The following is a 17,924-nucleotide window of genomic DNA, read 5'->3' as shown; positions in this document are numbered from 1 at the left end:
GAGCGAGGGGCCAGCCCCTCGCACTCCCCGAGGTATTTTTAGCCAGATGAAGAAGGATCGGGCAATTGCAGAGAGGTGCGTGACATGCATGATGGGCTGACAAGCAATGAGGGTAGCATGGCAGAGGCAGAATTTCTGGAAACCGCGCAGGGACGACGTCTGGCGTATCACAAGAGTGATGGGCGCGGGCCGACCATCGTTTTTCTAGGTGGCTTGAAATCAGATATGGAGGGCACCAAGGCGCTGCACCTGGAAGCGTGGGCTCGCGCGCGCGGGCAGGGGTTCCTTCGGTTTGACTATTCGGGGCACGGTGAAAGCTCGGGCGCCTTTACTGACGGGTGTATCGGGGACTGGCACGAGGATACGCTGGCCGCAGTTTCTCGGTTAACTGATGGTCCGCTGGTTGTTGTGGGATCGTCGATGGGCGGGTGGCAAGCGCTGTTGCTGGCGCGTGTCATGCCCGAACGGATCGCAGGTATGGTGACAATTGCGGCGGCCCCAGATTTTACCGAGGATGGGTATTGGGCGTCGTTTTCGAACGAGCAGAAATCTGAACTAGAGACGGTTGGACATGTAGAACTGCCATCGGACTACATGGAGCCCTACGTCATCACCAAGCGGATGATTGAGGATGGGCGGCAGCGGTTGGTTTTGCGCGCTTCGCTTGATCTGCCTTTCCCTGTGCGTCTCCTGCAGGGGACAGCAGATACGGCCGTCTCGACCGATACGGCGGTGCGCCTGCTGGATCATGCCACTGGTCCGGACATGCAACTGCTGCTGGTCAAAGATGCGGATCACAGGTTCTCGGATGAGCGATGCCTCGGGCTGATTGAGCAGGCTCTGCGAGAAGTCCTGGAAGGCACCTGATGCGTCGCCTCGGCTGGGTTGTGGGGCGGGTGCTGGTGGGTTTGACGCTGGTTGGTGTGTTGATCTACGCCTTTGGCACGCGCGAGCCAGTGGACCTGCATCCGCGTTTCGATCCGCGCAAATTTGGCGAAGGCGTTCAGGTTTACTTTGAAAGCATCGAATCCGCCTATGATGACATCGTGCCAGGTGTTGAAAAGCGCGTGGTCTGGCAAGATGGTTTTGTCGAACAGCGGACAGCTTATGCAGTGCTCTACATTCATGGGTTTTCCGCCACGTCCGAGGAGATCAGGCCAGTACCTGATCGCGTTGCGGACGCGTTGGGTGCCAACCTTGTCTACACAAGGCTTCAGGGGCATGGCCGTGATGGGGACGCAATGGCCGAAGGTACGGCGTCGGGCTGGATGCAGGATACAGCAGAGGCGTTGGCTGCCGCCAGGGCTGTTGGTGAGCAAGTCATTGTGATCGCAACCTCGACGGGGGCGACCCTGGCCGCCGCGGCTGCGATGGACACGGAACTGAGCACTGATGTGGCTGCGTTGGTTTTGGTGTCGCCGAACTTTGGCGTAAACTCGGCTGGTTCCTGGGTGCCATCTTTGCCGTGGGCCCGGCATTGGCTGCCGCCTTTGATGGGACAGGACCGGGATGTCTCAAGCACTGATCCCGAGAAGAACATCTTTTGGACAACCGTTTATCCATGGGAGGCGGTCGTGCCGATGTTTGCCCTTGTGGATGCGGTCAATGCGCTGGACTTCTCGGGCGCGCGGGTTCCGGCGCTGTTCTGGTTTTCTGATGATGATCAGGTGGTGCGTCCGGATAAAATGCATGAGGCGGCCAAGACCTGGGGTGGTCAGGCGATGGTTTCATTGGTGACAATGGGGCCCGGGGATGATCCGGCCTCACACGTGGTCGCGGGGCGTCTGATGTCACCGGGTCAGACCGACGCGGCGGTCGCGGGCATATTGGAGTGGCTGTCAGAGCAGGGGATTCAGAGGCAAGGCGGTGGCTGAATATGCGTAGACCGGGCAGTATGTGGAGCCTTGAGACGTTGGGTCGCGTGCGACTATCCCGGCATTTTTTCATGCGTGATTTCCTATATACCGAGATCGGGAACTTTCACGCATTGCAAAATATTCCCGACAACCCTGATCTTGCGATCGAGACCGGGCGCGCGTTTTGCGAGACCCTGCTGGATCCGCTGGAAGAAACCTTTGGTCGTATCGCGGTGCGCTCGGGCTATCGCTCGCGATCACTGAACCGGTTCGGGAACGAGAACAGGTTGAACTGTGCCCGCAATGACAACCCGTTGGAGTGCCACATTTGGGATTGGGGCGAAGGTGACGCACGTGTAGCAGGGGCGTCGGTGGTAATTCCGTGGTTTGCAGACCGCTATGCGCAGGGGCGCGATTGGCGCGATCTGGCGTGGTGGATGCATGACCATCTGGATTATTCCGAGATTTGGTTCTTTCCCAAATTATGCGCGTTCAATCTGGTTTGGCGGCCCAAGCCTGTACGGCGGATCGACAGCTACATCGCCCCGCGCGGCTGCTTGTTGCGGGCCGGGGCGGAGCCAGATGAACCGCTGGGCCAAAGGCAGGAACGCTATGCGGATTTCCCACCGTTTCGGGCGATCAGCTATCCGTGAAGTTTTGCTTGCCCGCCGTTGGCAAACCTCTCATCCTGTAACAAAACAATAACAACGAGCGGAGGGCACCGAGGTGATCGAGCCGTTGGTTTTGCTACCCGGATTGATGTGCGATGCACGGTTGTTTCAGGCGCAGATCACCGCGCTGTCGCGTGAACGTGCAGTTATGGTCGCACCGATCACCGGCGGTGAACGGTTCGAAGAGATCGCGTCGGGCTTGCTGGATCAACTGCCGCACCGGTTTGCTTTGTGCGGGTTTGGTCTGGGTGGTGGCGTCGCGCTTGAGATCGTGCGGCGAGCACCTGAGAGGGTGACACGACTGGCCTTGCTGGCGACGGATGCGCAGGCCGACACACCTCATATCGCGGCGAGTCGCGAAGACCTGATCGTTGGCGCGCAGGCGGGGAGGTTGGACGAAGTGATGCGCAAGCTGATCGGCTCGGACATGTTGTCTCCCGGTCCGCAACGCATCCCGATTTTGAACGAAGTGTTGCAGATGGCCGAGGAATTGGGCTCGGATGTGTTTGTGCGTCAGATAAGAACCCTGCAACGCCGTCCGGACCAACAAGGCACGCTGCGCCGGATCAGGATGCCCACGCTGATCATTTGCGGTGCCCATGATGCGGAGAATCCGGTCCGCAAGAATACCTTCATGGCTGATCTCATTCCGGATGCAGAGTTGCGCGTGATTGATGAGGCCGGGCACTATCCGACACTGGAAGCACCCGAATCCGTGATTGCGATGCTGCAGGATTGGCTCCGGAAACCACTGCGGCTGACCTAGTCGTAGAAAACCGCGCGCTGGTTCTTGGTCAGAACAGTTGGTTGCACCACCGGCCGACCGGTTTCAGAGTCAAAGAATGGCGTTTTCTTCCAGCTCCCGGACAGACGCGATTTTAGTACGCGTTTAAGCAGACCCATAGCGGCATAGCGGATTTTCTCATGAGACTGCTTGCCGTCAGCCCTTGGCACAAATCCACGCGTAGTAATGGGACCCAAACTGCTGGGGTGGGGAATACGTTTGACGATAAAACCCGCGAACGGAAATTTTGGAGTTGTCGGCGTCGTGGCCAGCGGCGCGTTGCAGCATCTGGCACACCACCGCAACATGCCCTTGGGGCTAAGTTGCATGGCTGCCAAGTGCTCGACCCCTGCATCGATCTTGATGTCTTCCGGTGACATCTGAAACACCTCGACTGGGCCGGGTGCAGGGTCGGGCTGTTCAAAATACAGCTGAGCCGCGCGGCAGTCATGGCAAAAACACACGACATGAGTGCCGGATACGACGCCGTGTTCAGTAATGCGCCCCGAAAGGGCGCCGCAATTGCAACGGAAAGGAAGGTCTCCTGCCGCTGCGCGGCTCATGCAACTTTGTTGCTATTGGCGGCTCGTCGACGGGGTTTGCGGCTGTTTTCATTCATGAAATCAATCACTAGCGGACGGATGTTGTCGCGCCAGCTGCGGCCCGCAAAAATGCCATAGTGACCCGCGCCGGGTTCAACATGGCTGGCCTTTTTGCTGTCGGGCAGACCCGTGCATAAATCCAGCGCCGCAATGCATTGCCCGGGGGCTGAGATATCGTCATTCGTGCCTTCGACCGATTTCACAGCCACATCAGTGATCTTGCCGATATCTACCTTGTGGCCGGCTACAACGAACTCGTTGCGCGCGATCTCACGGTTTTTGAAGACACGTTCAACGGTCGAAAGATAGAACTCGGCAGTCATGTCCATCACCGCCAGATATTCGTCATAGAACCGGTTATGGGCATCGTGGTCGGATGCCTCGTCACGAATAACGCGCTGAATCTGATCCGAGAACGCCTTGCTGTGACGTTCGGCATTCATTGACATGAACGAAGCCAGTTGTAGCAAGCCGGGATACACCATCCGGCCTACGCCCTTGTATTTAAAGCCAACCCGCTGAATCATCGTTTCTTCCAACTGACCCATCGTTACACGGCGACCAAAATCCGTAACTTCGGTCGGAGTTGCGTCGGGGTCGACGGGACCGCCGATCAGCGTCAGGGTACTTGGCTGCGCCTTCGGCTCGACCTCGGCCAGATAGGCGGTTGCGGCCAGAGTCAGCGGTGCGGGCTGACAAACCGCAATAACATGCGTTTCGGGGCCGAGCTCTTTCATAAAATCGACAAGGTAGAGCGTGTAATCCTCGACATCGAACTTGCCTTCGGACACGGGAATGTCGCGCGCGTTATGCCAATCGGTAATGTAGACCTCACAATTGACAAGCAGGCTTTTGACGGTCGAGCGGAGCAGGGTCGCGTAATGCCCCGACATCGGCGCAACCAGCAGCACCTTGCGTGGCTGTTCTGTGCGTCCATTAACGCGGAAATGGATCAGGTCGCCGAAAGGACGCTCAAGCACGGTTGTGATATCGACCAGATGGTCCTTGCCGTCTTCGCAGGTAAAGGTGCGGATGCCCCAATCAGGCTTGACGACCATACGCTGAAATGTGCGCTCGGTTACTTCGCCCCATGCAGCCATCCAGTTGAAGGCCGGGTTGGGTGTCATCGAGAACAGGGGGTAGGATGCCATCGCGCTTGCGGTTGCACCAAGCCATTGGTTGGTGTTACGCATGGTTTCCATCAGGTCATAGGTCATCATGTAGCGCATCGAATGTGCCTCCTGAGTATCAGCCTGAGAATTCGGACCATTCGCCGCTTTGCCCCCCGACGCCAACGACGTTATTCTGCACAGCAGCGAGACTAGGGGGGAATTGTTAAAATGACAACTACCGAAGACCAGACGCCAAAACTGACCGAAGAACATATTGAACGACTTAAAGAAAATATGGACAAAGTAGAAGAACTGTCCAAACGCCTGGTCGAGGTCATGGCCGGAAAAACGCCGCACACCCCCGCTCTGGATGGCCCGAATCAAGAGCTTTTTGCAAAAGCAGCAACTGCGTATTGGGCTGAAGCGTTTCAAAACCCCACAAAGCTGTTGGAGCAGCAAATTGAGTATTGGGGAAAATCGGTTCTCAACTTTGCGGAAGCGCAGAAAGCGATGACCCAAAGCGACGGGGATGCACCCCCAGCCGCTGCCAAAGATAAACGGTTTGCCAATCCAATGTGGGAAACCAACCCCTACTTTCGCCTCATTCGCCAGCAGTACCAAACCAATGCCGAAGCGATCGCGCAGGCCGTTGCATCGGTTGACGATCTGGAAACCAAGGATAAGCAGCGTCTGCAGTATTTCTCGCAGCAGATCATAGATATGATGGCGCCAACGAATTTTCTGGCCACCAACCCCGATGCGCTGGAAAAGGCGATCGAGACCGAAGGGCAGTCCCTGATACAGGGGCTGGAGAACCTCGTGTCGGACCTTGAGGCCAATGACGGCGAAATGGTTGTCAGACTTGCTGACGAAAGTGCCTTTGAGATTGGCGGGAATATCGCAACTACACCCGGCGACGTCGTCTATCGCAACCGAATGATGGAACTGATCCAGTATAAACCGGTGACCGAGACGGTGCACGAAACGCCGATCGTTCTGTTCCCGCCATGGATCAACAAGTTCTATATCTTGGACCTGAAGGCTCAGAACAGCCTGATCAAATGGGTGACAGAGCAGGGCTATACCCTGTTTGTGGTCAGCTGGGTGAATGCCGATAGCTCACACGCCGATATTGGGATGGAGGACTATATTCAGGAAGGGTTCCTGACCGCCATCGAAGAGGCGAAGAAAATCTGCAAGGTCAAGCAGGTCAATGCAGTTGGGTATTGCATTGCTGGTACGACGCTGAGCCTGACGCTTTCGCTGATGAAGCAGCGCGGTGACAAGTCGATCAAATCTGCCACTTTCTTCACCACCCTGACAGACTTTGGTGAGCAGGGGGAGTTCACGCCGTTCCTGCAAAATGACTTTGTAGATGGCATCGAAGAACAGGTCTCGAAGGATGGTATTCTAAAGGCATGGATCATCGGGCGAACGATGTCTTTCCTGCGATCCAGAGATCTCATCTATACTCCGGCGATCCGCAGCTACATGATGGGTGAAACACCGCCAGCGTTTGACCTGTTGTACTGGAACGGCGACGGGGCCAACCTGCCAGGCCGGATGGCGATCCAGTATCTGCGCGGTTTGTGTCAGAGCAACGATTTCGTCAACGACGGGTTCGAATTGTTTGGCCATAAGCTGCATATCAAGGATGTCGATGTGCCTTTGATGGCGATCACCTGCGAGACGGATCATATTGCCGCGTGGAAGGATTGCTATCGCGGGGTACAGCAGATGGGCGCGAAGTCGAAGACCTTTGTGGTGTCCGAGTCCGGTCACATCGCGGGCATTGTGAACCCGCCCAGTAAGAAAAAATATGGTCACTATACCAATCCTGAGCTGAAGTGTGATGCTGATACATGGCTGAAAGAAGCTGACTTCCACGAAGGTTCATGGTGGCCGATGTGGGAAGCGTGGTTAAAGAAGCGATCAGGCAAGCAGGTTCCCGCGCGCGATACCGGCGATTCGGATCATCCGCGCCTTTGCCCGGCTCCGGGTACCTATGTTTTGGTCAAGGCAAACCGCTGATATCATTTTGAAACTCAAATTTTTCTGCATTGCAGCAAGAAAAAACTTGCAATGCTGCAATGCAGCAATCATATTGCCTTCAAGCTGATGAGAACCGGGGTGGGCCCGGAACGGCTAGAAGGATTTAGGACAATGGCAAAGACCCAAGACTTTACCGCGACCCTGAAAGACATGATGGGCGCGTTCCCGGTTGACACAACCGCTCTGGAAGACGCATTCAAATCGACCGCTTCTCTGAACGAAAAGCTGTCGGGTGTTGCTCTGGACGCAGCTGAAATATCGGCTGAAATCTCGAACAAATGGACCAAGGAAACCCTGGCCAAACTGACCGAGATGTCGAAAGCAAAAACCGAGCCTGCGGATTACGCAAAAGCTGCAACCGATTTCGCAAGCGCGTCGGCTGAAGTTGCTGCCGAAAACCTGGCTGCTTTCGCTGAGATCGCGAAAAAAGTTCAGACCGAAACCGTTGAGCTGCTGATGGCAGCTGGCAAAGACGCTGCAGAAGATGCAACCGCAGCCGTCAAAAAAGCCACCAACGAGGTAACTGCTGCAGCCAAGAAAGCAGCAACTGCCAAGTAAGGTAATTCTGCGACGCAGCACCCATTCCTCCCAAGCGGTGTGATCGCATCAGGGCGGGTCTTAGGACCTGCCCTTTCTTTTTGTTCTGCAGTCGCATAACCTCTGCTGCAACGCATCATCCTTGGGGAGGGTACAGGGTGTCGGAACAAGACAAACCGCTGCTGATCAAGCGCTATGCCAGCCGTCGGCTGTATAACACCGAGACCAGCGATTACGTGACGCTTGAAGATATAGCCGGTTTCATACGCGATGGCCGCGAGGTTCAGATCATCGACCTGAAAACCGGTGATGACCTGACCCGTCAGTATCTGCTTCAAATCATTGCCGAACACGAAAGCCGCGGCGAAAATGTTCTGCCGATTAATGTGCTGAACGATCTGGTGCGCAGCTACATGGTGCCAGGCGGGGGCATGATGCCGCAATTCCTGCAAAGCTCATTCGAGATGCTGCGCGAAAGCCAATCGAAGATGATGGAGAACATGAGCGCCATGAACCCGATGTCCCAGATGCCGGGATTCGAGGCGATGCAAGCGCAGCAAAAGGCCTTTCTAAAAGCCATGACCGGTGGTCTGTCGGGGAACTGGTCGGGGCCGGATGATGAACAAGAAACATCGCCCGAACCCAAAGAGGATTTGGACGACATCAAAAAGCAACTTGCCGAGCTGCAGCAAAAACTATCGAAGCTGAGCTAGCCTGACCGATGCGCTGGCTGTCTGTTCTGGGCGCGTTGATCTGGGCCCAGACTGCACAGGCCCAAGGCCAGTTTACATCCGTGTGGGAACCTATCTGCACAATGGGTCGGGATACGGCTGCGGGCTGCGACGAGATTCGCGCGCGCGAAATTCTGGATGCAACGACCCCGCCCTGGCGCGCCATTGGCCGGGTCAATTTTGCCAGCCGCAGTCAGCGGTCCCATTGTACAGGCGTGCTGGTGTCTGAGCGGCTGGTTTTGACTGCGGCACATTGCTTGTACAACAGCGCGCGCAACCGCTGGATTCCTCCGGCCAGTATCCGGTTTGCCGCAGGGTATCAGCGCGGCGAGGCTGCCGCCGTGTCCAATGTATTGGCCTATCGGCTGGATTCGGAACAGGGGCGCGACGGTGTATTCAACAATCGCGCCGATCTGGATTGGGCCGTGTTGGAGTTGGCCGAGCCAATTGGAGAGCAGGTTGGTTTTTTCGATGTTTCCCGGACTGTCCCGCAGATGGGCACGTTCGCGGGCTATCCCGGATTGCGGCCCCACGTGCTCAGTCGCACCGATAGCTGTAATGCCGCACAGGCCGGACAGGGGCTGATGCGCGCGATCTGCCCCGTCATGATGGGGGATTCCGGTGCACCGTTTCTGACGCAAACAGAAACCGGGCTTGCCGTTGCCGGGATTTTGTCGCGCGTCGCGCCAACCCCCGACGGGATCGACGCATTGTTACTTTCAATTAACGACCTTGATCTGCAATAGAACTGACGATCAGGTCCCGTAGACTGGCACCGGGCCGACAACCTCGCCAACAGAAGCCAGCAGGATGTCCGAGATTACGTCCAGTTCATCGCGCGTCAAACGCACGGGCAGACGTACATCGCAGGCCTTCATCAGCATCGCACGGGTCTGTGGCAGGTCGAACTGTTCGGGTAGGAACTGCCAGTTCCAGAAGGCACGAGCGTTATCCTGACTCAGGCCAAAGACCTGCACCTTGACACCGCGTGCCTCGGCTGCGGCGGCAAAGGCGCGGATTTCATCGTCGCTGAGGTCAACCAGATTGAATTGGATCGAATCCGGTGCGCGCTGCTCGGGTGTCAGAGGGGCAGGGACATCGATGTAGGGCGATGTGTTCAGACGATCAGCCACATAGTCATGGTTTGCCAGCCCGTCGCGAACACGGCGTGCCAATTCGGGGATTTGCGGACGAATGACTGCAGCGCTGAGGTTGCTCATGCGCAGGTTATACAGTGGCAACTGGTTCTGCCATTTGGCAAAGGCCTGTTCCAGCTCTGGTGAGCCAGAGTGCTTTTTCCAGTTGTGTTCGTATGCGCCCGACATGATAACAGCGCGCGCCACAAGATCCGCATCGTCGCTGACCAGAATGCCACCTTCGCCTGCGTTGATCATTTTATAGGACTGGAACGAGAAGCAGCCGACCTTACCGATGGTGCCAATATTGCGCCCATGCCAGGTTGTGCCCAATGAGTGGGCGGCGTCTTCGATCACCGGGATATCGCGCGCTTCACACAGCTCCATGATCGCGTCCATGTCCGAGGTATGGCCGCGCATATGGCTGATGATCACTGCCTGCACGCTGTCCAGCTTGGCCGTGAAATCGGCCATATCGACGCGATAATTGTCCCCGACCTCGCACAGAACCGGAATGCAATCCGCGTGCACGATTGAAGACGGCACGGCGGCAAAGGTAAATCCGGGGATCAGAACCCGCGCATCGCGGGGCAGCCCAAGCGCCTTGAGCGACAAAAACAGCGCGGCAGAACAGGAAGAGACCGCCAGCGCGTATTTTGTGCCGAGCAGTTCGGCAAACTCTGCCTCCAGGAGAGCAACGGGCGCATCCTGAGGTGCGGTATAGCGAAACAGATCGCCTGACTTCATCAGGGCGTCGATTGCGTCTCGGGCGGCTGCGGGGATGGGTTCGGCTTCATGAACGTTGGGTACAAGCGTCATATTTGGATTTCCCGAATTTTATCTTTGGGAAATATAAATTCGATATGCAGGCAAGCCAAGTCCCAATTCGCATCGTCAGCGAGATTTCACCAATTCGTCGTAAAGAATGTGTTCAGATACCCAGCCTGTCACGCAGCGCATACCAAGTCATGGCCAGTATCAGCAACGGCGTCCGCAAAGCAGGACCACCCGGGAAGGGCACTGCAGGAACGCGGGCCATGGTATCGAACCCCTCAGCCTGCCCCTGGATCGCCAACGCCATGAGTTGCCCCGCATGGGTCGCGGTGCCGACGCCGTGGCCAGAATAACCCGAGGCGGACAGGATATTTGGCGCAACCCGGGTCAAATAGGGCATGCGCCGCATGGTGATGCCCAGCGTTCCGCCCCATGCGTAGTCGATTTTGACGTTACGCAGATGCGGGAAAATCTCGGTCATCGGCTTGCGGACTTTTGCGGCGATGTCCTCGGGGAAACGATAACCATAACTTTCGCCACCTCCAAACAGCAGCCTGCCATCGGCGCTCAGCCGGAAATAGTCTATCACGAACTTGGTGTCAGCAACGGCGATATCTTTGGCCAAAACTTTTTGCACTTCAGCGCCCAAAGGTTCGGTTGCCGCGATGAAATTGTTGATGGGCATCACGCGCGATGCAACTTGCCGGTTCAGATCTCCAAGATATCCGTTGCAGGCCAGAATAACGTGATCGGCAGTGATCTTGCCCTTTTCAGTGCGTACAGTGACACGAGCACCCTGATCGATGCCAAGAACTTCGGTGTCTTCATGCAGTCTTAACCCGGCTCTGACAGCGGCGCGCGCAAGGCCGAGGGCGTAGTTCAACGGGTGTAGGTGCGCGGCACCATTGTCCAGATACCCACCCGCATAGGCTGGTGAGGGGCAAAGCCCGCGCGCGGCATCGGCATCTAAAGTTTCGATTTGGTCGTATTTGTATTTACCCGACAGATGCGCCGCGTGATCATGTAGCTCTGCGCGCTCCGAGTTGTTAAAGCCCAGAACCGCAATGCCGGGCTTCAGGTCGCAATCGATCTGATGTTTTGAGATCAGAGATTTGACCAGATCCTTGGCTTCTTCGGCCAGATCCCAAAGCTTTAACGCATCTTCATCGCCGACAAGCCGTTCAAGATCCTCTTGATCCAAACGCTGCGCGCTGCCCAGTTGGCCTCCGTTGCGACCCGAAGCCCCAAAGCCCGCGCGATGAGCTTCCAGCAGGACAACATCGAACCCAGCCTCAGCCAGGTGCAATGCTGCCGAAAGGCCCGTGTATCCGCCTCCGACAATGCAGACGTTTGCGGTATGGTCGCCTTCAAGCGCTGGGTGGCGGTCAAAGGTGTGCGCCGTTGCGGCATACCAGCTAGGCGGATACTCCGCCTTGCGGTCATTAGAATACAGCAGGTTCATCGCGTCTTTGCCCTAGACGTTCATTAGCAGATGCTCGCGTTCCCACGGGGAAATGACCTGCAGGAACTCTTCGTACTCAGCACGTTTGACGATGCCGTAGACACGGGCGAACTCGGGACCCAGAACTTCGTGCAGGGCTGTCGCTTCATCAAACAGGTCCAGAGCTTCACCCATGATCTGAGGGATATCGCCGTCGCCTTCATAGGCGTCGCCATAGAATTGGCGGCGTGGGCGCTCTTGCTGAGTCAGGCCCAAATAGCCACAGGCCAACGACAATGCGATGCCCAGATAGGGGTTGCAGTCCATGCCTGCGATGCGGTTTTCGACCCGGCGCGCCTCGGGGCCGGACAGAGGTACGCGAATGCCAGTTGTGCGATTGTCGCGTGCCCACTCCAGATTAATCGGGGCCGCATGGTCTTTGACGTAGCGGCGATAAGAATTCACATACGGTGCCATCACCGCCAGCCCTGCGGGCAGGTGATTCTGCAAGCCGGCGATGAAGTGATAAAACGCATCCGTCTCGCCACCTTGTGGACCGGAGAAGATGTTCTGTCCCGTTTCTTTTTCGATGATCGAGTGATGGATGTGCATGGCCGACCCCGGCTCATCTTCGATCGGTTTTGCCATGAACGTAGCAAAGCAGTTGTGACGTAGCGCGGCTTCGCGGATCAGGCGTTTGAAATAGAATACCTCGTCCGCCAGCTTCACCGGATCGCCATGACGCAGGTTGATCTCTAGTTGTCCGGCACCGCCTTCTTGCGTGATCCCGTCGATCTCAAACCCCTGAAATTCGGCAAAGTCGTAGATGTCGTCGATCACCGGCCCGAATTCATCCACCGCTGTCATCGAGTAAGCCTGCCGCGCCGCCGCAGGTCGGCCCGAGCGGCCCATCATCGGCTTGATACCCTGCGCCGGGTCTACATTTGGCGCGACAAGAAAAAACTCCATCTCGGGGGCGACAACCGGCTTCCAACCTTTGTCGTGATACATCTTCACAACGCGTTTGAGCACATTGCGGGGGCTGAAGGGGATCGGCTCTCCATCTCTGTCGAACGCGTCGTGAATCACCTGCAAGGTCCAGTCGCCCGTCCAAGGAGCGGCCGACGCAGTTGAGAAGTCGGGTTTCAGGATCATGTCCCGCTCAATGAAACCGTCCTCACCTGCAGCTTCGCCCCAATCCCCTGTGATGGTCTGGTAGAAAATGCTGTCGGGTAGGTGAAAATAGGATTGCTTGGCAAACTTTGACGCCGGGACCGCCTTGCCGCGGGCGATGCCGGGCAGGTCAGAGATGATGCATTCAACCTCATCCAGCCGTCTGCCTTCAAAGTAGGTGCGCGCCGCCTCAGGCAGCTGATCTGTCCAGTCGGCCATCAGGCCCTCACTTTCTTTAGGAACTCTGCCATGTGGTGTCCGATTTTGGCATTATCATCCGGGGCATCTTTCCGGTTCGCTGCCGCCTGCATCAACGCATCGGGAACCACGCCTTTGCCTCGGGTCTCCATCAAGCCCTGTATGAAGTCATTTTCATATTCAGGATGGGCCTGCACGGTCCAGATCGTATCGCCATAGGTGACCATGGCGTTTTGGCAAAAGTCATTCGTACCGGTGACCACCGCACCTGCGGGCAGTTTGGTCACTTGATCCTGATGCCAAGCATTCAGGGTGACAGTCTGATCGCCAAAGCTGTAATCCGTGCGTCCTACGGCCCAGCCACCATCAAACTTTTCCACTTTTCCACCAAGCGCTTGCGCGATGATCTGATGTCCAAAGCAGACACCAATCAAGGGGTTCCCTGTCTTCTGAATATCCCGGATCAGCTGTTCAAGCGGGGGAATCCAAGCGTGATCTTCGTATGCGCCATGACGAGATCCGGTGATGATCCACCCGTCGGCCTGATGCGCGTCTTCCGGAAACTCACCATCGACCACTGCGTATGTTTGGAATTCAAAGCCGTTCCCACCCAGTAATGCGCGAAACATGCCATCATATTCCCCGAATTGTTCATGCAATTCATCGGGTGGGTGGCCGGTTACAAGGATGCCGATTTTCATAGTTCACCAAATTTGATCAAATTTATTCTAACGGAGCGAAGCGAGCTGGGCAAGAGGTTCAAACGCTCTCAAGATAGCTGAGCCAGTGCTCGTCAGGGGGGTGGGACGCGAATCGCGCAATTTCCTGCCGTTTGGTCATTACCAGGTTGCGGATCAGATCGTCCGGGAAAATGCGCGCAACTACCGGGTCAGTTTCGAAAGCAGAGATGGCCGACGGCCAGTCTGCTGCCAGCTGCGGCAGATCCGTCAACTCATAGGCATTGCCCGAAATCGGGCTGGGCGGTCGCAGGCCATCCTCGATCCCAACCATTGCCGCGCCCAGAACTGCGGCCAGCATGAGATAGGGGTTGATGTCACCGCCAGCAACGCGATGTTCGATCCGTCGGGCGGCAGGGGCACCACCCGGAATGCGCAGGGCCGCTGTGCGGTTTTCATAGGCCCAGCTTGCTCCGGTGGGTGCGTGGGCACCAGGCACCAGGCGCGTGTAAGAATTGCCATGAGGAGCGAAGATCAGCGTAGAGCCGGGCATCGCGGTCAGACATCCAGCAACCGCCGAGCGCAGTTCATCGGTTCCCTCGGCCCCTCCGTCATCGAAGACATTGCGTCCATCGACATCGACGATCGAGAAATGCACATGCATTCCGTTGCCCGCATCCTCGGCATAGGGCTTGGACATGAAGGTCGCTGTGAAGCCATGCTTGCGTGCCACGCCACGCGCCAAGGTCTTGAAAAGCCACGTATCATCGGCGCAGCGCATGGCGTCCTGATGGTTCAGATTGATCTCGAACTGGCCGATCCCGCTTTCAGATATTGCAGTCTGAGCGGGAATACCCATAGCGGCGCAACCATCATAGAGATCGGTGAAGAACGCATCAAACGCGTCCATTTCGGCCATCGACAGAACGGCTTCGTCCCGCAGCCTGCGGCGCGTGACCGGGTTGATCGGAGGCTGCGGTTGGTCGCCTGAGGCGTCAAGCAGAGTGAACTCGAGTTCGGTAGCGGCGATGACCGACCAGCCCCGTTCGGAAAATCGATCCAGAACCGCAGAAAGCGCGTGTCTCGGATCGCCTGCAAAAGGCGTGCCGTCATCGTGGTAGAGGCACATGGGCACCAGCGCGGTGGGTGTATCCAGCCAGGGCATGGGAACCGGACCACGCCCGGTGGGGCGCAACACACCATCTGCATCACCGCTTTCGAAGACAAGCGGGCTGCCTTCGATATCAGCGCCCCAGAGATCGACATTGAGCGCAGAGAACGGCATGCGTACGGCGCCTTTGTCCAACTTGGCACCGTATGAGGGCGGCACGCGTTTGCCACGCATCTGACCGTTGAGGTCACAGGCGGCGACGCGGAATGTATGCAGGGCGCTCAGGTCCATTGGGGGCTCCGTGGTCTAGTCACGAGAGGTTTAAATCAGGATTAGCGTCTTGTCACGAAATTTGATCAAATTACGAACAGGCGTCGCTTGCGGTGAGGCGCGATGTTGAAAATCAACCGACTTGTACAGTGGTCGAGACCGTTGTCTTCCGAGTTGTACAACATTCAGGTGCCCGATTGTGCCGGGCGTAGCGATGCCTATAGTCTCATATATGTTCATCTTTCTTACCATAGTGTTACTGATCGCAGGCGGGGTCGGCTATTACGTCTGGTCCAAGAGACAGGCCCGCGCGGCGCTGTTGGCGACGCGTCTGACCTCGGATCAACGGGACATCATTGATCAGCAAGTTCCCATCATCCGGCGGCTGCCCGCCGGGCTGCGCAGCCACTTGGATGGCAAGGTGAACCTGTTTCTGGATCAAGTGAGCTTCTACGGCTGCGACGGGTTGGAAGTGACTGAGGAGATGGAGCTGTCGATTGCGGCGCAGGCCTGTTTGCTCGTGATCAATAGCGACATTTGGTATGACAATCTGACGACCATTCTGATCTATCCCAATGCGTTCAAGTCAAAGCAGCAGCGGCGCTCGGGCTATGTCGTGTCCGAGAAAGAGATCGTGCGGACCGGGGAAAGCTGGGATCGCGGACCGGTCATTTTATCATGGGCACACAGCCAGCAGGGCGCTCTGGATGATCGCGACGGGCAGAACGTAGTGCTGCATGAATTTGCGCATCAGATCGATGATTTGTCCGGGGGTACAAATGGCGTACCGATCCTGAGTGAAGGGCAGAGCTTTGCCGAATGGGAAAAGGTATTCCTGACCGCCTATGACGCGCATGTTCACGCGGTTGAAAGCGGGCGGCACACGGTTATCGACCCCTATGGCGCAACCGGGCATGAAGAGTTCTTTGCCGTCTCGGTCGAAGTGTTCTTTGAGCGCCCGAAAGCGCTGAAGCACGAGGTGCCCGAGGTCTATGAGCAGCTTTCGAAACTGTTCCGGCTGAACCCGGTGGAGTGGGCTTAGCGCGCCAAATTTAGTCGGAAGCGCATCTTGGCTTTCCGCTCGGCCGGTAGGTGGCGGTTCAGGCGTTTGTTGACCCTTCCGAAGCCCCAAACGATGACCAGCGTCAGCAGGATGAAATAGAACGCCAGAATCGGGTAGGGGATGAACGGGTTGAACGTCTTGTCCGCGAAGTAGCTGGCGTAGTAGAGCGCGTCGCCCCGTTGTTGCCAGGCTGGGAAGGCCGAGAAGAAGACCAGTGTGGTGGACTGGAAGACAAAGATCGCTTCGTTCGTATAGGCGGGCCACGCCAGCCGCAGCATTGTGGGCCAAACGATACGTCGGAAGCGCGACCAACCGGACATGCCATAGGCGTCGGCGGCTTCGATATCGCCCTTGGGGATTGAACGAAGGGCGCCATAGAAGATCTCACCCGAATAGGCGGAAGTATTCAGGAACAGCACGATCAGCGCCCCCAGCCAGGCCGAGGTGAAGGCGTCGAACATCGGATAGGGCTTCTTCAGCGAAAGGAAGAAGAAATAGGCAAAGAAGAACTGGATGAACAGCGGCGAGCCGCGGAACAAAAAGATGAACCACTCGGACGGTTTACGCAGCCATTTATTCGACGAGGCTTTGCCGACGGCCAACGCGGTGGCGAGGAAGAACCCCGTGACCATCGCCATGATCCCGAAATAGATATTCCAGATCATGCCCGAGCCGATCAGCGTGAAGTGCTCGCAGAGGGTGAAATCGGTTTTGGGCAGCAGGCGTTCCCCGAAGCCCAGCGAACGGAGGCCGTAATCTTGAATGGTCTGGATGCAGCTCATGCGGTGGTCTCCTTGCGCAGAAGCTCTCCGCCCGATGTGGCCTGACCATGGGACAGGCGGCGCATCAGTTTCTCAAGCCCGATTTCCGAGACGCGGGTCATGCCGAGGTAGAAGATCAGCAGGGCGAGGAAGTACCACATGCGCCAGTCGCCATGAGGGTAATCGGTAAAGCGGGATGTTTTTGTGCCACCCAACTCGCGAGCCCAATAGACGATATCTTCGATGCCCAGCAAGAAAAGCAGTGGTGTGGCCTTGATCAGCACCATCCACAGGTTCGATAGGCCAGGTAGGGCGTAGACCCACATTTGCGGCACCAGGATACGCCAAAAGGTCTGGCGGCGTGTCATGCCGTAGGCTGCGGCCGTCTCAAGCTGGGCGTGTGGTACAGCGCGCATGCCGCCGAACAGGACGTTGGCGGCAAACGCGCCGAACACGATAGAGAATGTGACGACGGCAAGGAAGAAGCCGTAGGTTTCATGCACCCATTCGGGTGCAGTGCCCAGCGGCAGCTTGGCGGCCTGACAGACGATGAAGTCGTTGCCCTGCCGCACCGGATCGGTCCATTCGGGGCAGAGCACTTTATGGCGCAGCCATTCAAAGCCCTGATCCAGAGCGATCACGAAGAACAGAAAGAAAGCGATATCAGGCACGCCACGCACGATGGCGATATAGGCCTTACCCAGCCAGCTAAGCGGCGGGAAATGCGATCGCGCTGCCATAGCGCCGGCAAAACCGAAGCTCAGGGCGACCGGGGCGGTGACGGCCAGCAGACCCAGCACCTTGAAGAACGACAAGTAGAACGACCAGTGGACGCCATTGGTCAGATAGCACGAGAACCAGCGGAACGTGCCCAGCGTGTCAGGATCAGCGCAGTAGGAGAACATAAGGCGTCTTTCGAACGTCTGGCCGGTCTCAGGTCCGGCAGGTCCGGCGCGCGCACGCGCCGGACAATTG

The 17,924-nt window shown here is 57.1% G+C and carries 18 protein-coding genes; 9 read left to right on the top strand and 9 right to left on the bottom strand.

What is annotated here, in order from left to right:
- Positions 1-117 precede the first annotated feature (117 nt).
- The 4 genes from I5192_RS09245 to I5192_RS09230 all read left to right on the top strand — a co-directional run bounded on the left by I5192_RS09245 (position 118) and on the right by I5192_RS09230 (position 3,293).
- Positions 118-867: an alpha/beta fold hydrolase gene (locus I5192_RS09245; RefSeq protein ID WP_170662137.1), complete on the top strand. Its 750-nt coding sequence runs from the start codon at positions 118-120 to the stop codon at positions 865-867.
- On the top strand, positions 867-1,874 hold the full coding sequence (locus tag I5192_RS09240) for a carboxylesterase (protein WP_223116717.1): 1,008 nt from the start codon (positions 867-869) through the stop codon (positions 1,872-1,874). The genes I5192_RS09245 and I5192_RS09240 overlap by 1 nt, the downstream gene beginning before the upstream one ends.
- 20 nt (positions 1,875-1,894) lie before the next feature.
- Positions 1,895-2,509 carry a hypothetical protein gene (locus tag I5192_RS09235; RefSeq protein WP_223118287.1) on the top strand — a complete coding sequence of 205 codons (615 nt, stop codon included), beginning with the start codon at positions 1,895-1,897 and terminating at the stop codon, positions 2,507-2,509.
- 73 nt (positions 2,510-2,582) lie between these two features.
- Complete coding sequence (locus tag I5192_RS09230; protein WP_170421006.1) at positions 2,583-3,293, top strand: alpha/beta fold hydrolase; 711 nt, start codon at positions 2,583-2,585, stop codon at positions 3,291-3,293.
- Here the strand turns inward: I5192_RS09230 and I5192_RS09225 are convergent.
- Positions 3,290-3,874, bottom strand: a complete 585-nt coding sequence (locus I5192_RS09225) for a DUF6151 family protein (protein WP_170393626.1) — start codon at positions 3,872-3,874, stop codon at positions 3,290-3,292. The genes I5192_RS09230 and I5192_RS09225 overlap by 4 nt on opposite strands.
- Positions 3,871-5,142: a polyhydroxyalkanoate depolymerase gene (phaZ, locus tag I5192_RS09220; protein WP_170393624.1), complete on the bottom strand. Its 1,272-nt coding sequence runs from the start codon at positions 5,140-5,142 to the stop codon at positions 3,871-3,873. The genes I5192_RS09225 and phaZ overlap by 4 nt, the downstream gene beginning before the upstream one ends.
- A 111-nt stretch (positions 5,143-5,253) precedes the next feature.
- Here phaZ and I5192_RS09215 point away from each other — a divergent pair, with 111 nt between their 5' ends.
- The 4 genes from I5192_RS09215 (at position 5,254) to I5192_RS09200 (ending at position 9,091) form a co-directional block, all read left to right on the top strand.
- On the top strand, positions 5,254-7,056 hold the full coding sequence (locus I5192_RS09215) for an alpha/beta hydrolase (RefSeq protein ID WP_223116716.1): 1,803 nt from the start codon (positions 5,254-5,256) through the stop codon (positions 7,054-7,056).
- A gap of 132 nt (positions 7,057-7,188) precedes the next feature.
- Complete coding sequence (locus tag I5192_RS09210; RefSeq protein ID WP_223116715.1) at positions 7,189-7,635, top strand: phasin family protein; 447 nt, start codon at positions 7,189-7,191, stop codon at positions 7,633-7,635.
- Positions 7,636-7,772: 137 nt separating this feature from the next.
- Entirely contained in the window at positions 7,773-8,327 is a 555-nt protein-coding gene (phaR, locus tag I5192_RS09205) for a polyhydroxyalkanoate synthesis repressor PhaR (protein ID WP_170393618.1), read from the top strand.
- An 8-nt stretch (positions 8,328-8,335) separates the two neighbouring features.
- On the top strand, positions 8,336-9,091 hold the full coding sequence (locus tag I5192_RS09200; RefSeq protein ID WP_223116714.1) for a serine protease: 756 nt from the start codon (positions 8,336-8,338) through the stop codon (positions 9,089-9,091).
- A 9-nt stretch (positions 9,092-9,100) separates the two neighbouring features.
- Here the strand turns inward: I5192_RS09200 and I5192_RS09195 are convergent, their stop codons facing one another.
- From I5192_RS09195 to I5192_RS09175, 5 genes are all read right to left on the bottom strand, one after another.
- A complete protein-coding gene (locus I5192_RS09195) occupies positions 9,101-10,300 on the bottom strand; it encodes a DegT/DnrJ/EryC1/StrS aminotransferase family protein (protein ID WP_170610082.1) in 1,200 nt (399 codons plus the stop codon).
- Positions 10,301-10,412: 112 nt separating this feature from the next.
- Positions 10,413-11,717 (bottom strand): FAD-binding oxidoreductase, encoded by a 1,305-nt coding sequence (locus I5192_RS09190; RefSeq protein WP_223116713.1) that lies wholly within the window; start codon positions 11,715-11,717, stop codon positions 10,413-10,415.
- 12 nt (positions 11,718-11,729) lie between these two features.
- The gene (locus tag I5192_RS09185) at positions 11,730-13,088 is read right to left on the bottom strand and encodes a glutamine synthetase family protein (RefSeq protein ID WP_223116712.1); all 1,359 of its coding nucleotides are present in this window, start codon (positions 13,086-13,088) and stop codon (positions 11,730-11,732) included.
- Complete coding sequence (locus I5192_RS09180) at positions 13,088-13,768, bottom strand: type 1 glutamine amidotransferase (protein ID WP_223116711.1); 681 nt, start codon at positions 13,766-13,768, stop codon at positions 13,088-13,090. The genes I5192_RS09185 and I5192_RS09180 overlap by 1 nt, the downstream gene beginning before the upstream one ends.
- Positions 13,769-13,826: 58 nt before the next feature.
- Positions 13,827-15,146: a glutamine synthetase family protein gene (locus tag I5192_RS09175; protein ID WP_223116710.1), complete on the bottom strand. Its 1,320-nt coding sequence runs from the start codon at positions 15,144-15,146 to the stop codon at positions 13,827-13,829.
- A gap of 211 nt (positions 15,147-15,357) precedes the next feature.
- Here I5192_RS09175 and I5192_RS09170 point away from each other — a divergent pair, with 211 nt between their 5' ends.
- Positions 15,358-16,167, top strand: a complete 810-nt coding sequence (locus I5192_RS09170; RefSeq protein WP_170817603.1) for a zinc-dependent peptidase — start codon at positions 15,358-15,360, stop codon at positions 16,165-16,167.
- Here I5192_RS09170 and I5192_RS09165 read toward each other — a convergent pair.
- A complete protein-coding gene (locus I5192_RS09165; protein ID WP_170393602.1) occupies positions 16,164-16,970 on the bottom strand; it encodes an ABC transporter permease in 807 nt (268 codons plus the stop codon). The two genes, I5192_RS09170 and I5192_RS09165, sit on opposite strands and share 4 nt — an antisense overlap.
- Entirely contained in the window at positions 16,967-17,854 is an 888-nt protein-coding gene (locus tag I5192_RS09160; protein WP_170393600.1) for an ABC transporter permease, read from the bottom strand. Before I5192_RS09160 ends, I5192_RS09165 begins: the two co-directional genes overlap by 4 nt.
- Between the last annotated feature and the right edge of the window lie 70 nt (positions 17,855-17,924).

The organism is Ruegeria sp. SCSIO 43209 (assembly GCF_019904295.1).
In the GTDB taxonomy this organism is placed as follows: domain Bacteria; phylum Pseudomonadota; class Alphaproteobacteria; order Rhodobacterales; family Rhodobacteraceae; genus Ruegeria.
The sequence above is the reverse complement of the archived record's forward strand: the minus strand, read 5'-3'. Positions and strand labels throughout refer to the sequence as shown.

Excerpts from the sequence above, each read along its gene's own strand:
- I5192_RS09245 (WP_170662137.1), top strand. The coding sequence starts at position 118 with ATGGCAGAGGCAGAATTTCTGGAAACCGCGCAGGGACGACGTCTGGCG.
- I5192_RS09210 (WP_223116715.1), top strand. The coding sequence starts at position 7,189 with ATGGCAAAGACCCAAGACTTTACCGCGACCCTGAAAGACATGATGGGC.
- I5192_RS09240 (WP_223116717.1), top strand. The coding sequence starts at position 867 with ATGCGTCGCCTCGGCTGGGTTGTGGGGCGGGTGCTGGTGGGTTTGACG.
- I5192_RS09185 (WP_223116712.1), bottom strand. The coding sequence starts at position 13,088 with ATGGCCGACTGGACAGATCAGCTGCCTGAGGCGGCGCGCACCTACTTT.
- I5192_RS09215 (WP_223116716.1), top strand. The coding sequence starts at position 5,254 with ATGACAACTACCGAAGACCAGACGCCAAAACTGACCGAAGAACATATT.
- I5192_RS09190 (WP_223116713.1), bottom strand. The coding sequence starts at position 11,717 with ATGAACCTGCTGTATTCTAATGACCGCAAGGCGGAGTATCCGCCTAGC.
- phaZ (WP_170393624.1), bottom strand. The coding sequence starts at position 5,142 with ATGCGCTACATGATGACCTATGACCTGATGGAAACCATGCGTAACACC.
- I5192_RS09225 (WP_170393626.1), bottom strand. The coding sequence starts at position 3,874 with ATGAGCCGCGCAGCGGCAGGAGACCTTCCTTTCCGTTGCAATTGCGGC.
- I5192_RS09165 (WP_170393602.1), bottom strand. The coding sequence starts at position 16,970 with ATGAGCTGCATCCAGACCATTCAAGATTACGGCCTCCGTTCGCTGGGC.
- I5192_RS09175 (WP_223116710.1), bottom strand. The coding sequence starts at position 15,146 with ATGGACCTGAGCGCCCTGCATACATTCCGCGTCGCCGCCTGTGACCTC.
- I5192_RS09160 (WP_170393600.1), bottom strand. The coding sequence starts at position 17,854 with ATGTTCTCCTACTGCGCTGATCCTGACACGCTGGGCACGTTCCGCTGG.
- I5192_RS09235 (WP_223118287.1), top strand. The coding sequence starts at position 1,895 with ATGTGGAGCCTTGAGACGTTGGGTCGCGTGCGACTATCCCGGCATTTT.
- I5192_RS09170 (WP_170817603.1), top strand. The coding sequence starts at position 15,358 with ATGTTCATCTTTCTTACCATAGTGTTACTGATCGCAGGCGGGGTCGGC.
- I5192_RS09195 (WP_170610082.1), bottom strand. The coding sequence starts at position 10,300 with ATGACGCTTGTACCCAACGTTCATGAAGCCGAACCCATCCCCGCAGCC.
- I5192_RS09200 (WP_223116714.1), top strand. The coding sequence starts at position 8,336 with ATGCGCTGGCTGTCTGTTCTGGGCGCGTTGATCTGGGCCCAGACTGCA.
- I5192_RS09180 (WP_223116711.1), bottom strand. The coding sequence starts at position 13,768 with ATGAAAATCGGCATCCTTGTAACCGGCCACCCACCCGATGAATTGCAT.